Consider the following 13,925-nt stretch of genomic DNA (forward strand, 5'->3'; position numbering starts at 1 on the left):
TATGTATGTTACTTGGTAAATATACTTTATATATGGGTAAACAGTATGAAGTTCTTAATTATGACAAAGAAAGTAAAAACGTTACACTACAATTAGATGATAAGATAAATTATAAAATTGTAAAAAGAGATGCTGTTGGAGAAATATATTCTATACAGACCAACTGTTTTTATAAAGGTTATAAATTTCAAGTCATATCAGAAAAAGAAGATAGTATATTAATTTATACTCCTAATTATGAAGTAGGAGCTGAGTTAAATATGGAATTTGTAGAACGCTCTGTATTTCATAAATGGATAAAAAAGAATGAAGTAGATAGAATAGTAGAAGAAAAAATGGTATTAGATTTATAAGATTTTATTGGTCTATTAACCCAAATTATCAAATCGAGGTATAAAAATGTATAACGATGATGTTAGAAATAGAATTATAGAAATAAGTAAAAAGAAAGATTGCTTACATGAATTAATTCAAATGCTTTCAAGACAAGCAGTGACATATTATTGTCTATGTAATTCTGATAATTCGTTAGCTAAAGTAAAGTTGAACAAAAATGAATATATAGTAATAGCTACAAGTAAAGAGGTACTAACTGAAACTAAGAAGTATTTAAACCTTGATAATATTGTTGAATTTGATGCTGTAAATGTACTTAAAAATATTTTAAGAATGGAAAATCAGGGAGTTATAATTAATTTAGGAGATGAATCTCAATTAACTCTTGATCCAGATATGTTAAAACTTTTGTATAGGGAAGTTGTAGTAATGGATTTGTATATGAAAGGAGGAGCATATGTACTGCAATATAAAAATGATTTCCTGCTGATAGAAGTAGAAGATATGAAGTTATTAAGTATTTCATTAATAGAAGAAGAGCTAAGAGAATTAAGTCAAAAGTTAAATCACACTGGTAAAGTAGTATTTAAAAGTTGGAAAGAAATATTTCCATATTTTGTAGCGACTCAATGTAATGCATTAGGGTATAACCTTAATAATAAAGATATAACAATAATTAAGGACCCTTACTTGGCATGGCTTTATGAGAGTCCGTTCCAAACTTCATAGAATATTTTTAAATAAGTAGAAGGAATTCTTTCGGTATACAGAAATAAAAGAAACTAATCATCTATATGTGATAGGTGATTAGTTTTTTATTTTTTTAATATTTTTTAGTAACAGTGTGTTTTTCTAGAGTCATTTAGAAGGTGAATCTTTAGCAGACAGTGTTGGCGGCATAGAATAGAACTCTTAACTACAAAAGTGATAAAAAATAGCTGAAATAAAGAAAATTTGATACATCCGAACGAAATCTTAAAAACACCAGATGCCATAGAAATTACCAATTTCAATAGAGTATTTGCAAGACTTTAGATTTATAAGAGAAATCAAATAAGTAGGAGGTTTGAAATGAACATTAGTGAGTTAAAAACTAGATTGAATGAATTAGGAATAGAAGAACACGAGTACAATTTAGGTGATAAACCTATTCGTGAATTGGAATTAGGTATATTAAAAGAAGAAAAAGTATGGAAAGTATATCAATCGTTAGAGAGAGGTGGAATGAATATTATAGATACTTTTGAAAATGAAAATGATGCCTGTGAATTGATATTAAAATATTTGATAATGCGAAAAAATCGAAGAGAGAGAAGAAAATAATGTTTTTCTCCTAAGAAGTATCCAGTATACCATAATGTAATAAAATCAATTTATGGTCAATGCTGGGTATTTTTTGTTCTGAAATAGAAGATTCAATTTAAAAGTACGATGTTGACGGAGTCGTTCCCCTTGAACATACGAGCCAGAAAAGTAAGTATCAGGATTTATATGAAGATTACGAAGTGCTCCATGATTTTAGCGGAAAAGTAGGAGAACTGATTGATACTGAAATTGATCAGCCATTTTACGAAGATATAGATGCCTTTGCACAAGCTATGCGAGATTTAACAATAGAAAAATATGAAACTCGTAACACCATCGGCGCTTTAGAAAAGCTTTTTAGTGAATTGAGTGTAATATTAGAGGTAAATAGTAAAGGTGATATAGATTATCAGATATCTGAAGTTAGATATGGAATTAATATTTTAAATGAATGCCAAAATATTAATTATATTGATTTTGATGATGTTATAAGGGAAATAAAATTAATTCATAGTAATTTATATCCACCAAGGGGAGGATTATCTGATTTCTTTATATGGAAAGCAAATTTTAATGAACGTGTTAAAGCTAATGAACCATTAGGGAGAATTGGGGATGAATTGTGGGGAATGTTAAAATAATTAACTATCCTAAAAACTGTAGATAAGTATAAAAAGAAATTTCTAATGCAGATTGTTACAGAAATTATGAGAAATCTTGCAGAAATTTCTTTAGATGACTAATGAAGATCTATAGTAAAACTTCAATGGATGTTAATGATGTATCTGTTGGAGTTCTTCTTTCTAAGTTCTAATTTGAAAACGATGGAGGCTATTCGGGATATTCTCTCGATTCCGTTCAAGTAAATGTAAAGTAGAGAAGATGGTTCTAGTATTCTGTTAAAAAATAGTTGTAGACTGAAAAGGTGTTTTCTATACATGAAAGCACCTTTTGTTAACATAAAACCAATGTATAATGTATCACAAAAACTTTAAAAGTTCCTTCAGAAGAACTGAAGGGGCTTTCCATTCGCATAATCAATGTTATCGGAAGTCAATGTTGTCGTTAGTTCGGATTCGACTTTTGTATAGTTGACGAAATTTGATGAAAGAAATAATTCTCCAAGGTAAGATATATCCCAGCGCTACAGTTATAAATAGTGCTGCTTCTGTCTCTGGACCTAGCCATTTTAAATAATCACGAAGTAAAAATCGAATAATAAATACGATGAGAAAGGTAATGGCAAAACTCTTGTTTCTTACAGCATAAATATGCTGATCGGATCGGAGTTCATAGTTAGTGGCCCAAATAAGTGGAATTGACAAAAGGAACCCAAAGATAGCTGCACAAATCCATTCCCAGGCAGCGGCATGTACATTTGGATTCAGGATTATGAAAACACTAGGTAATAGTAGAAATAATATGGGTAAGAGAAGACGGGTTCCGTTTCCTTTAATAGGACGATACATTGCCCTAGTTCTACGCCATAAGACCAACGCAGCAACTATGATCACAATAGAGTAAAACGAAGAAGAATTCATAATCTCACCTCTGTACATAGTGTATTTCAATTATTTATATGGGAAGTGCAGGTGGTTGAGTACCAGTAATTGTTTTAATTGGAAAAATATAAAACTACTTTATGAATATCATATATAGAATTTCGAATTTAAACTGAAGTGATTCATGTTGAATATGAATTGGGGGAGGAAATAAAAGAATGGAACCTAAAATAGTAAGCATTCCAGCAAAAAAAATTGTTGGGATTAAGAGAGAAACAACTTTTGCCACAGATCCCGAAGTCACAAGAGAAATATGGAAAACATTCATGCCATTAAGAAATCGTATTCCTCATAGAAGTAACTCTTGTTTCCTTTCTATAAAGGTGTTACATACGCCTTTAAATATGAATGATATAAACTATGCTTATGAAAAGTGGGCTGCTGTTGAAGTTGAAGATTTTGAAACAGAGACTTTTTCGGAATTGTCCACGCATACCTTAACAGGCGGCTTATATGCTGTTTTTATCCATCAAGGAACGGCATCTGATATGAGCACTTTCCAGTATATTTTTCAAGAATGGTTACCAAATTCCAATTATAGTTTAGACGTAAGGGAACATTTTGAAGTTATGGATGATCATTATAGTCCGGACGATGTAAACGCAAAAGAAGAGGTATGGATACCAATTATAAGTACCGCGAAATAGATTATTAAAATGAAAACATGTACGCAAATAGAACTGATAAAGAGATAGGTGGGAAGATGAAAAAACCTCACTGGTGGTAGTTTTATTTCATGAATATAAATCATTTCGGGATTTTCTTTTTTTTATCTAGTAAATACAAAAAGAACCTTAAAAAGGTTCTTTTTGTCGGGCATAAAATAAAAAGGGGAGGGAGCTTACAATCACACAATGTCGGTATCGGAGTCTGAAAATTCAGTTTATTAGAGGAGCAACATTCCCAACATCTATATGATTATTATTTATAATAACAGTAAAATTAAAAAATAACAACAAAAAAACTGAATTTTTTTGTTTTTTCGACATTTTTTTACATGTATCCCACATTAACTGTCAGTAAGACTTCCAACTCAAGATTCAGATGAAAGTTTCTCTTTATGTACTGAGCAATCGTTTGCTATTCAAAAAAATAATGTAGAATAATTTGTTGCAGCATATGAAACAGACAAAGAGTTCCTATTTGATATAAAAGCAAGAGATAGATAAGATGGAAATAAAGCAACACTAGTTACAAGTAAAGAAATAGGTCAGAAGTAAAAGAAGTTATGTTAGTCTTCTATTCTGTGAAGGGAGAATATGATATGGAGAGAATGCCAAATTGGCTTATGCAAAGAGCTTTTTTAACACCGGAGCGTACCGCGATTGAAACGAAAGAAAGTACACATACGTTTTTGCAGCTTCATGAAGAAGTTCTTTCACTTTGTGAGCATCTTGCTTATTTACAAGTGCAAAAAGGTACAAAAGTGGCTGTTCTGATGAAAAATAGTATGGAGATGGTAATAACGATTCATGCGCTTTCTTATATGGGTGCAGTAGCCATCTTGCTGAATACACGTCTTTCAAGAGAAGAGCTACTTTGGCAAATGGAGGATGCAGAAGTTTCTTGTTTGCTTACGGATGAAGATTTCGAGGCAGAGCGGGTACCGGTATACTTGTTTACAGAACTTACGGCATTGCCAAAACAAAAAGCAACTGTGCAGAATGAGTTTGTTTTAGAAGATACAATGACAATTATTTATACGTCAGGTACAACAGGAAAGCCAAAGGGCGTTATGCTTACGTACGGGAATCATTGGTGGAGTGCAGTTGGTTCTTCTTTGAATTTAGGACTTCGTGAGGATGATTGCTGGTTAGCGTGTTTGCCGTGTTTCCATGTAGGTGGGTTATCGCTTTTAATGAAGAATATTATGTACGGTATGAGGGTGTTACTTGTTCCGAAGTATGATCCGGATTTTATTCATGAAGCGCTGCAAACGAGAGGCGTAACGATGATTTCGGTCGTTTCTAAAATGCTGACGGATTTATTAGAAAGGTTGCAAGAAGATACTTATCCAACGTCTCTTCGCTGCGTATTACTTGGCGGAGGACCAGCTCCAAGGCCGTTGTTAGAAACGTGCGTTGCAAAAGGAATTCCAGTGTATCAGACGTACGGTATGACAGAAGCATCTTCGCAAATTTGCACATTGGCTGCTGATTATATGTTAAAGAAAGTTGGTTCGGCCGGAAAAACATTGTTTCCATGTCAGCTTCGCATTGAACAAGATGGAAGAGAAGCTGGGGTAGGAACTGCCGGGGAAATTGTTGTGAAGGGGCCAAATGTAACGGGTGGTTATTTTAAGCGTGAAGAGGCGACGAGAGAGAGTATTCAAGACGGATGGCTGCATACTGGAGATATTGGCTATTTAGATGAAGATGGCTTTCTTTATGTGTTAGATCGCCGCAGTGATTTAATTATTTCAGGCGGAGAGAACATATATCCAGCGCAAATTGAGGAAGTCTTGCTTGCACATCCGGCTGTTTCGGAAGCGGGAGTAGTTGGAGCAAATGATGAAAGATGGGGACAAGTTCCTGTCGCATTCGTTGTGAAATCAGAAGAGGTAACAGCGGAAGAACTACTCGCTTTTTGTGAAGATAAACTAGCGCGGTATAAAGTGCCAAAGGCGATTTATTTTCTTTCTGAGTTGCCGCGCAATGCTTCAAAAAAATTATTGCGCCGTGAACTGCGGCAGCTGGCGGAGGAAATGTAAATGCGTATTACAAAAGCAATACTTTACCTAACAGAAATGCCGCTCGTTATTCCATTTGCTGCAAGTTACGGGACGTATGAAAAGCGTGAAAGTATTGTAATTGAATTAATAGATGAAGAAGGACGAAGCGGATGGGGAGAAGTGGTTGCTTTTTCTGAGCCATGGTATACAGAAGAAACAGTTGTAACAGCATTTCATATGCTGCAAGATTTTTTGTTGCCAGTGTTATTTGAACAGCAGCTTTCGCACCCTGCTGATGTCGCATCTCTTTTTCAGCATATAAAACGTAATAATATGGCGAAAGCAGGAATAGAGGGTGCATTATGGGATTTGTATGCAAAGCATGAGAATCAATCGCTTGCTGAGCTGCTTGGCGGTGTAAAACGAGAAATTGAAGTTGGGGTTGTCATTGGCCTTGATACAGTTCCAAACATGTTAAAACGTATTGAAACGTATGCAGAAGAAGGCTATAAACGTTTTAAAGTGAAAATCAAACCAGATAATGATTATGCGTTGCTTCATGAAATACGAAGAGCGTTTCCTACTATTCCATTAATGGTAGATGCGAATTCTGCGTATACGTTAGATGATATGAAGCAGCTACAGCGATTGGATGAGTTTGATTTAATGATGATCGAACAGCCGCTAGCAGATAACGATTTTCTTGATCATGCCCGTTTGCAAAAGCAAATGGAAACACCGATTTGTTTAGATGAAAGTATTTATTGCTTAGAAGATGCAAGGGTAGCGATTACACTTGAGAGCTGCCGTATTATTAACATAAAACCTGGACGAGTTGGCGGATTAACAGAGTCCATTCGCATTCATGATTATTGTCAGCAGCATGGTATTCCAGTTTGGTGCGGGGGCATGGTAGAAATGGGAATTTCACGTGCACAAAATATTGCGTTAGCATCTCTTCCAAACTTTACAATTCCAGGCGATATTTCAGCTTCAAACAGGCATTGGAAGCAAGATATTATTTCACCGGAAGTAACGCTGCAAAATGGAAAAATTGTTATTCCGCAGCAGGCAGGGTTTGGTTATGACATAAACCGGGCAAGACTAGAAGAGATAACGGAACAATGCATTGTATGTGAGAGGTGAACATATGCAAAAGCATGAAAAGGAGCTGCGCTATATACAAACTCGTTTATTAAACACATCATTTGTGAAAGTGGCGTACATCTTTGGATCTCATGCAAGAAAAGAAGCAACATCTTCTTCAGATTATGATATAGCAATTGAGACTACACATATTTCAGTAGGTGAGTTTCAATGGCTTTGGTTTCAATTGATGGAAGAGCTGGGCGGGGCAGGTAAAGTGGATGCGGTTCATTTGAATACATTGTCTAATAGCGAACTGAAGCGTCATATTTTACGAGAAGGAAAGTTGTTTGCGCAGCGTATATGAAGTGAAACTTCCATCAGTGGGGGTCTTACTGCCCGTTAATGCGGGATAAAGCACTAGACTGAGCATAAAGATTTTGAAAGAGAAAAAGGCTCTCCTTTGTACGTAAGGAATGAGCCTTTTCATTTACTTTCGATAACTATGTAAAACATACAGGCATATGATATACCAAAGGGATTTCACTTTTTAAATGAGAATATCTTAGTAAAAGAGAAAAATCATATAAGTACCCTATTAAAAAATATTATAAAAGGTGTGAACTGAACTGTTTTTGGATACAGTAACATTGGAATTTGTTCATTTAAATTTCATGATAAAGGAGAATTTTAATAATGAACAAAGATAATCTGCAGTTTAAAGAACTACAGCAAGCAGATTTTACGGAGGCCCCCCAATATAAAGAAAAAGTACCTTGGAAATTAGGTAGACATCTAAAAGATAAGCATGTAGAGAAGTTAAGTACCTTAATAACAGATTATCATCAATATATGTTCCATTTATTCAATGATAAGGGGGCTCATACAAAGCAGGATTGAAGTATATAAGCTATTGATGTGGGTTAAGTGAATGAAATGTTAGTCATATAAATTTTTTATATAAAAATGTAAGATAATAAAGTGTATTTTCTCAACAATCGCATAGTCATAAGGAATACACTAGCATATAATGATAAAGGATTTTGAGAAAAAAGTGAGGTGGAACTGTTTTATGAGTAATCCGAGTATGGGAGAGTCGGACATAGCACCGACGTCAGAGGAAGTCATACAACTGAATATCCGAAGCGGATTACTGTGTAAAAATGGTTACCGCTTCATATAAACTTTGGAAAGGTGACTTCCTCTATAAGAGAGGAGGTTTGTACAATGGTACAAAAAATCTGGAAGCAAATTAAAGGACAAAAACAAGAAGCTACGAAAATCCAAGGTTTTGATATTGACTTAAACCAAGAAAGCTTAACACGTATTGACCGACTTGTGGATCGCTACGAGTCAGAAATACTTCACCAACTTGATAGTGAATACACACAACGAACAAAGTGGGCAGACCGAATAGCTGATAAAATTGCACAGTTTGGAGGTAGTTGGCGATTCATCATCTGGTTTGCAAGTTTTCTTGCTGGGTGGATTATTTGGAATGGCCTGCCTATCACAAAAGGAGCACACTTTGATGCCCCGCCGTTTATTTTATTGAACTTATGTTTATCTTTTATAGCGGCATTTCAAGCTCCCGTTATTATGATGAGCCAAAACCGTCAAGCTGCACGTGACAAACATGAATCTGTTATTGACTTTGCGATTAATTATAAAGCAGAGCAAGAGATTGATAATATGCAAAGTCGCTTACACAATATAGAAAGCGAATTAGCGGAAATTAAAGAGCTGTTGAAACAATTAAAAAAAGAATAAATATATTGCCTTTTAAAAGAGTAAAAGCTAATCATTTACAGGATATAAGTAGATGATTAGCTTTTTTGTATTTTATCCCGCATGAACGGGCAAGTAAGCCCTTCGCCTTAAAAGTGGGTAAGATAGATAGGTGGGGGATGAAAAAAGTACTGATGGAAGTTTCACTTTATGCAGGATAGATTAGAAAATCAATCTCGTTTGGAAACAAGCCTGATTTTGAAAAGAACAAGCTCTTATTCTCATTCGAAACATAGGATAAATGGAATCCAATTGAAAGGATCCCACAAATGAAGGACTTTTATTAAAGGAGGAAAAGAGCAATGGGTGAAAGTAGTGAACATGGACACGGGTTTCGTCATCACGGCAATGGCTTTGCGCTTGTAATCGTGTTGTTTATTTTATTAATCATCATTGGTGCTGCCTGCTTCTGTGGCGGTGGCTACGGCGGCTATGGTGGTGGCTTCGGCTATGGTGGTTACGGCCACGGCGGTTATGGTGGTTATTGCTGATAATAAGTTAAAAACTATTGAAAATAGCCTTGTGCTCTGCACAAGGCTATTTTATTCACAGTTTAATATGTTGTGATAACTTTTGAATGTAAAATGAGCGAATTAGGAAAAAGGAAATGACTTCGACTATTCCAAAGAGGCTTAATACTAACATAGCTTCTTTTGTTAAAGAGAAAGAGAGTGTACTTTGTATAAATTTAATTGCAAATATTGTATGAATAGAAGCAATAATATAAGGAACGAAAAATAGTATGGCTAATTGAATTGTTGCCGAACATATCATTTCAGACTTTGTTAATCCGATTTTTGTAATCGTCTTATATTTTTCTGCTTCTCTCGTTAAATCAGTATACATACGGAAGTACAGAACGCTTCCTGCTCCGATAAAGAAAATAATTCCAAGAAATGTACCAGTGAAGAGGTAAGCAACATTCCATCGCTTCTCTGCATATAATTCATCGCTGGCAGTATAAATATGAAAGAAACTTTTCTGGTCATGCATCGTTTGCTGATCCGGATTTGGAAGTAAACTATGTGCATCGGCATCGGTCATATGCAATATGCGCTTTGTAAGCGGAAGCGTATTTTCCCAATTATCCACTTGGAAATTATAAAGTGTAATTGGTTCGAGGTGTGGAATTTCGTTGTTTACAGCCTCATCCGACAGTACGATAAGATATACCCAAGCATGTTGCGGTATAATTGGCTTGTTTGCTATTTCTTTTATACGAAATTGTTTTTTATTAGATTGTAACGTAATATTTTCTTGCTTAAGAAAAGGATTTGTTAACAATTCTAATGTTACAGGCGAATATTTTGGAATAACATATGTTTCGTTGTTAGCTAGTTGAATTTGAGAACGATTTAGAAATTTAGCAAGAATATTATAGTCGCTTTGTTTCATAATCCAAATATCTTCGTTAGCTGCCATATCTTTATATACAACTGATTTATGTTTTTGATATGTAAATTTGTCTTTCGTTAATTCATTTTCTAGTGTTGTAATATGCTTCGTTTCAAATGGATTCCCTTCGTAAGATGCGTAAGTAAATGGAAAAGGAAATGTTTCAGTTATAGAAGCCTTTGTATGTTTATTAAGAGCGTATAATGGTGTAATAATGGTAAAAGCAATTGCAGATAACATTGTTACAATGAAAAGCATATTAATATTGACACGAACTCGTGATGCCAAATCTGATATCCAAAGCATATTTGTTTTTTTCATATAAAAGCGTCGTCTCTTTTTTAACATCCAAATGAACAGGAAGCTAGCTTGTGAGAATAGAAAGTATGTCCCAACTGTAACAAGAGGAATAATGGCTAAGATAATGAGTACACCAACTCCATTTGTTAAGCTTTCTTCTGTTATATAACTTTGTGGATAAGCCGCAAAAATATAACCTGAAAGTAAACACAGTAAACTAAAAATTGAAATGACAATGGAAGGCAGTTTCTCCTTCTTTGTACGAATTCCTCCTTTTAGAAGACGAGTTACTTTCCGTGTTCGAATTAAAGCAGGTGTAAAGACTGATACAATAATAAAAAGGATGAGAAATGTCGTTATAGTTGTCCAAATTGCTTCTGATGGCCAATATAAATAAAGGCCGTTAACACCTGAGATCTTTGAGGTGATTAATAAGAAAAAGTTAGAAAACACAAGGCCAACTTGAATGCCTACAAAAATAGAAAGCAACCCAATCAGCATATTTTCTAAAAAAATAAGTCGTTTCAGTTGTTTGTTTGAAATACCTAAAATCGTTAAAACACCAAACTGCTTATTACGTACTTTTAAAAACGCTCCGATGGAGTACAACAAAAAGAAAAAAGAAAACAGTACAATTACTACCTGGGTAAAGCCAACTAAATTCATAAGAGGTCCGGTATCTTTGTAGTTTTGTATATTTTGCAGGCGTGGATGATATCGGTACACAGCAAATGAAAAGAAGACCGTAATGGAAAAAGAACTACTTAAAAAATAAGCAAAATAAGCTCTTGAATTACGGACGACATTTTTTAAAGCAAATTGCCAAAACTTCATCCACGTCTTCCTCCTAGTAAAGCTAATACATCTAATATTTCTTGATAGAACTTTTCACGGTGGAGGCCGCGATGCAGTTCATTGTAAAGTTCACCATCTTTAATAAAAATAACGCGACTGCAATAACTAGCTGCAAATGGGTCATGTGTCACCATTAAAATAGTAGCTCGTTCCTCTTTATTTAACTTCGTAAATAACTCCATTACATCGATAGCTGCTTTAGAATCTAAGTTTCCTGTTGGTTCATCAGCAAGCAATAAAGATGGCTGATGAATAACAGCACGGGCTACTGCCGTACGCTGTGCTTGTCCTCCTGAAATTTCAAAAATTCGTTTATTTAAAATGTGATTGATTCCGAGTTTGTTTGAAATTGTATCTAGCTTCTCATCCATTTCAGAAAGTGGAACATTATCTAACGTTAATGGCAGAATGATGTTTTCACCAATTGTTAACGTATCTAATAAATTAAAGCTTTGAAACACAAATCCTAACTCTTGCCGACGAAACACAGCTAATTTTTCATTGCGAAACGTATGCGGCTGCCTTCCATTAATAAATACTTCTCCTGATGTAGGAGAATCAATTGTCGAAATGACATTTAATAAAGTTGATTTGCCGCTCCCCGACGGGCCCATAATGGCAACAAATTCACCTTTATCCACGTGTAAATTAATATTTTTTAAAGCGGTATGAGGGACTTTTCCCTCATATACTTTCGATACATTTTTAATATGTAGTACTTCGTCCATATGTAAATCACCTTTCTAACTATGCTTATCTTTCATTACAGTTTCATATGGCATATATAGTGAACGAATGAATGGAAAAAGAGAATTACCCTTCATACTCTTCTGTTTTGTTTATTACAGCGTTATGGAAAATAACTTTGATACTTGTACCTTTTCCAACTTCAGATTCTAATTTTATAGAATGACCTAAATAAGAACAAATTTTGCTAACAATATATAACCCCATACCAGTAGACTCTCCAAATATTCGTCCATTTTTTCCAGTATAAAACGGTTCAAACACACGGCGAATATCTTCTTCCGGAATTCCGACACCTTCATCCCGAACTTCAAAAACAATATCTTTTCCACTTTGAGAAGCAGATAAGAATACTTTTTTTCCTCTTTCTCCTGAATAACGCACGGCATTTGTCATTAATTGATAAATAATGAATTTTAACCATTTCGCATCAGAAGTAACCATTAAATCAGAATGTACTTCTAGAACAGGAAAGACACCGCTTCTAATAAACAGTTCTTTTAAGTTATTTATATTTTTCGTTACCGCATCTTTTAATGAAATGGTTTCCACGTGGAAATCTTCATGGAAGTTCGTTAACCGTGCCATATATAATGCCATATCCAGTCCTTGATTTAATCTCTCTAGCTCTTTTTTAAACTTCGGAATGAGATGTTCGTCTTCCATTTCAAGCGCCATCAGCTGCATAACAGAAACGGGTGTTTTCATTTGATGAACCCATTGATTAATAAACATTTGATGTTCTTGCTGTTTGACTTCATATGTTTGCAATTCTTTCTGAAATAGACGATATTGTGTACGAACAAGTTCATTTACGCTATGCGGCATAGGGGCAGTTGCTCGTTCGATGAACGCATCTTCCATTTTTTCAGGTGGTTCACTTAGTCTTTTATACAACCTGCGATTCCGAACGTAGCGATAAGCAAGAAAGCAGATGAATAGATACATACTTAACACAATAAAATAGAATTTATTGTTTTGAAATCCATCAACGGCATCATACAAAGCGAAGATGATGACAAAGTTTACAATATAAAGAAGTAAAAAACCAACATGATCACGTAAAAATAACTTCATGATTTATTCACTCCAAGTGGTGTTAAAGCGATAGCCTAAGCCGCGTACTGTTTCAATGGCATTTTCAATTCCAAGTTCAGTGAATTTTTTCCGAAGACGCGTAATATTTACGTTTAATGTATTTTCTTCGACAAAGCTTTCATCATCCCAAAGTGCAGATAATAAATCTTCTCGGTTTGCTGTACGAGGATATTTTGATAGGAGCATTTCTGCTAGAATTGCTTCTTTCTTTGTTAGTAATACTTGCTCATTTCTAAAATGAAGCTCTGGTCGTTCAGGATATAGTTTTAATCCTTCCACTTCAACAATACGTTCTGACATACTTGGTGCATAGTCACCGTAAATGCGGCGTAATTGCCCTTTAATTTTTGCCATTACTACATCATAGTGGAATGGCTTTGTAATATAATCATCCGCACCGCTTTCAATCGCCATAATTTGCTCCATTTCACCAGCGCGAGCTGAAATGAAAACAATTGGGCAAGTGGATTCATGACGAATTTGACGACACCAGTAGAAGCCATCGAATTTCGGTAAATTTACATCTAATAAAACAAGGTGTGGTTTCACATTGTTAAATGAAATCATAATATCATCAAAGTTATCAGCAACAATTGCTTCGTAACCGTATTTTTGAATGTGGGATTGTAGTAAAGATGAAATATTAGGATCGTCTTCTACAATTAAAATTTTGTACATATGGAAACTCCTCCTCTAACTTTGTGTATGTATAGTGTAACATGTGTTTTCTCAGTTTTCATTATGTCCCATACCTATTATACATTGTAGCTGAAATTGACAAA

General features: G+C 34.6%; 16 protein-coding genes. 11 read left to right on the forward strand and 5 right to left on the reverse strand.

The window, feature by feature from the left end:
• Positions 1-5 precede the first annotated feature (5 nt).
• From ACTDJC_RS19855 to ACTDJC_RS19870, 4 genes are all read left to right on the forward strand, one after another.
• Positions 6-353 carry a hypothetical protein gene (locus ACTDJC_RS19855; RefSeq protein WP_440604468.1) on the forward strand — a complete coding sequence of 116 codons (348 nt, stop codon included), beginning with the start codon at positions 6-8 and terminating at the stop codon, positions 351-353.
• A 46-nt stretch (positions 354-399) separates the two neighbouring features.
• Entirely contained in the window at positions 400-1,065 is a 666-nt protein-coding gene (locus tag ACTDJC_RS19860; protein WP_440604469.1) for a hypothetical protein, read from the forward strand.
• A gap of 342 nt (positions 1,066-1,407) precedes the next feature.
• Positions 1,408-1,659 (forward strand): hypothetical protein, encoded by a 252-nt coding sequence (locus ACTDJC_RS19865; RefSeq protein ID WP_440604470.1) that lies wholly within the window; start codon positions 1,408-1,410, stop codon positions 1,657-1,659.
• A gap of 182 nt (positions 1,660-1,841) precedes the next feature.
• Complete coding sequence (locus ACTDJC_RS19870; protein ID WP_440604471.1) at positions 1,842-2,282, forward strand: hypothetical protein; 441 nt, start codon at positions 1,842-1,844, stop codon at positions 2,280-2,282.
• A gap of 402 nt (positions 2,283-2,684) precedes the next feature.
• On the opposite strand, the gene ACTDJC_RS19875 is transcribed toward ACTDJC_RS19870, so the two are convergent.
• Positions 2,685-3,182 (reverse strand): CcdC protein domain-containing protein, encoded by a 498-nt coding sequence (locus ACTDJC_RS19875; protein WP_440604472.1) that lies wholly within the window; start codon positions 3,180-3,182, stop codon positions 2,685-2,687.
• Positions 3,183-3,361: 179 nt separating this feature from the next.
• Here ACTDJC_RS19875 and ACTDJC_RS19880 point away from each other — a divergent pair, with 179 nt between their 5' ends.
• The 7 genes from ACTDJC_RS19880 to ACTDJC_RS19910 all read left to right on the forward strand — a co-directional run bounded on the left by ACTDJC_RS19880 (position 3,362) and on the right by ACTDJC_RS19910 (position 9,239).
• Complete coding sequence (locus ACTDJC_RS19880) at positions 3,362-3,850, forward strand: GyrI-like domain-containing protein (RefSeq protein WP_440604473.1); 489 nt, start codon at positions 3,362-3,364, stop codon at positions 3,848-3,850.
• Between the two features lie 617 nt (positions 3,851-4,467).
• Positions 4,468-5,913 carry an o-succinylbenzoate--CoA ligase gene (locus ACTDJC_RS19885; RefSeq protein ID WP_440604474.1) on the forward strand — a complete coding sequence of 482 codons (1,446 nt, stop codon included), beginning with the start codon at positions 4,468-4,470 and terminating at the stop codon, positions 5,911-5,913.
• The gene (gene menC, locus ACTDJC_RS19890; RefSeq protein ID WP_440604475.1) at positions 5,914-7,020 is read left to right on the forward strand and encodes an o-succinylbenzoate synthase; all 1,107 of its coding nucleotides are present in this window, start codon (positions 5,914-5,916) and stop codon (positions 7,018-7,020) included.
• 4 nt (positions 7,021-7,024) lie between these two features.
• Positions 7,025-7,327 (forward strand): nucleotidyltransferase family protein, encoded by a 303-nt coding sequence (locus ACTDJC_RS19895; protein WP_440604476.1) that lies wholly within the window; start codon positions 7,025-7,027, stop codon positions 7,325-7,327.
• Positions 7,328-7,656: 329 nt separating this feature from the next.
• Positions 7,657-7,860 carry a hypothetical protein gene (locus ACTDJC_RS19900; RefSeq protein WP_440604477.1) on the forward strand — a complete coding sequence of 68 codons (204 nt, stop codon included), beginning with the start codon at positions 7,657-7,659 and terminating at the stop codon, positions 7,858-7,860.
• Between the two features lie 327 nt (positions 7,861-8,187).
• A complete protein-coding gene (locus ACTDJC_RS19905; RefSeq protein WP_440604478.1) occupies positions 8,188-8,730 on the forward strand; it encodes a DUF1003 domain-containing protein in 543 nt (180 codons plus the stop codon).
• 320 nt (positions 8,731-9,050) lie between these two features.
• Complete coding sequence (locus ACTDJC_RS19910) at positions 9,051-9,239, forward strand: YjcZ family sporulation protein (RefSeq protein ID WP_440604479.1); 189 nt, start codon at positions 9,051-9,053, stop codon at positions 9,237-9,239.
• 55 nt (positions 9,240-9,294) lie between these two features.
• Here the strand turns inward: ACTDJC_RS19910 and ACTDJC_RS19915 are convergent, their stop codons facing one another.
• The 4 genes from ACTDJC_RS19915 to ACTDJC_RS19930 form a co-directional block, all read right to left on the reverse strand.
• Positions 9,295-11,277 (reverse strand): FtsX-like permease family protein, encoded by a 1,983-nt coding sequence (locus tag ACTDJC_RS19915; protein WP_440604480.1) that lies wholly within the window; start codon positions 11,275-11,277, stop codon positions 9,295-9,297.
• Positions 11,274-12,026: an ABC transporter ATP-binding protein gene (locus tag ACTDJC_RS19920; protein WP_429716306.1), complete on the reverse strand. Its 753-nt coding sequence runs from the start codon at positions 12,024-12,026 to the stop codon at positions 11,274-11,276. Before ACTDJC_RS19920 ends, ACTDJC_RS19915 begins: the two co-directional genes overlap by 4 nt.
• Positions 12,027-12,111: 85 nt before the next feature.
• Positions 12,112-13,122 (reverse strand): sensor histidine kinase, encoded by a 1,011-nt coding sequence (locus tag ACTDJC_RS19925; RefSeq protein WP_440604481.1) that lies wholly within the window; start codon positions 13,120-13,122, stop codon positions 12,112-12,114.
• 3 nt (positions 13,123-13,125) lie between these two features.
• A complete protein-coding gene (locus ACTDJC_RS19930) occupies positions 13,126-13,821 on the reverse strand; it encodes a response regulator transcription factor (RefSeq protein WP_098306516.1) in 696 nt (231 codons plus the stop codon).
• Positions 13,822-13,925: the final 104 nt, after the last annotated feature.

Source organism: Bacillus sp. GB_SG_008, assembly GCF_052038115.1.
GTDB lineage: Bacteria > Bacillota > Bacilli > Bacillales > Bacillaceae_G > Bacillus_A > Bacillus_A rhizoplanae.

Excerpts from the sequence above, each read along its gene's own strand:
- ACTDJC_RS19880 (WP_440604473.1), top strand. The coding sequence starts at position 3,362 with ATGGAACCTAAAATAGTAAGCATTCCAGCAAAAAAAATTGTTGGGATT.
- ACTDJC_RS19910 (WP_440604479.1), top strand. The coding sequence starts at position 9,051 with ATGGGTGAAAGTAGTGAACATGGACACGGGTTTCGTCATCACGGCAAT.
- ACTDJC_RS19855 (WP_440604468.1), top strand. The coding sequence starts at position 6 with ATGTTACTTGGTAAATATACTTTATATATGGGTAAACAGTATGAAGTT.
- ACTDJC_RS19865 (WP_440604470.1), top strand. The coding sequence starts at position 1,408 with ATGAACATTAGTGAGTTAAAAACTAGATTGAATGAATTAGGAATAGAA.
- ACTDJC_RS19915 (WP_440604480.1), bottom strand. The coding sequence starts at position 11,277 with ATGAAGTTTTGGCAATTTGCTTTAAAAAATGTCGTCCGTAATTCAAGA.
- ACTDJC_RS19920 (WP_429716306.1), bottom strand. The coding sequence starts at position 12,026 with ATGGACGAAGTACTACATATTAAAAATGTATCGAAAGTATATGAGGGA.
- menC (WP_440604475.1), top strand. The coding sequence starts at position 5,914 with ATGCGTATTACAAAAGCAATACTTTACCTAACAGAAATGCCGCTCGTT.
- ACTDJC_RS19900 (WP_440604477.1), top strand. The coding sequence starts at position 7,657 with ATGAACAAAGATAATCTGCAGTTTAAAGAACTACAGCAAGCAGATTTT.
- ACTDJC_RS19885 (WP_440604474.1), top strand. The coding sequence starts at position 4,468 with ATGGAGAGAATGCCAAATTGGCTTATGCAAAGAGCTTTTTTAACACCG.
- ACTDJC_RS19895 (WP_440604476.1), top strand. The coding sequence starts at position 7,025 with ATGCAAAAGCATGAAAAGGAGCTGCGCTATATACAAACTCGTTTATTA.
- ACTDJC_RS19925 (WP_440604481.1), bottom strand. The coding sequence starts at position 13,122 with ATGAAGTTATTTTTACGTGATCATGTTGGTTTTTTACTTCTTTATATT.
- ACTDJC_RS19860 (WP_440604469.1), top strand. The coding sequence starts at position 400 with ATGTATAACGATGATGTTAGAAATAGAATTATAGAAATAAGTAAAAAG.
- ACTDJC_RS19930 (WP_098306516.1), bottom strand. The coding sequence starts at position 13,821 with ATGTACAAAATTTTAATTGTAGAAGACGATCCTAATATTTCATCTTTA.
- ACTDJC_RS19875 (WP_440604472.1), bottom strand. The coding sequence starts at position 3,182 with ATGAATTCTTCTTCGTTTTACTCTATTGTGATCATAGTTGCTGCGTTG.
- ACTDJC_RS19905 (WP_440604478.1), top strand. The coding sequence starts at position 8,188 with ATGGTACAAAAAATCTGGAAGCAAATTAAAGGACAAAAACAAGAAGCT.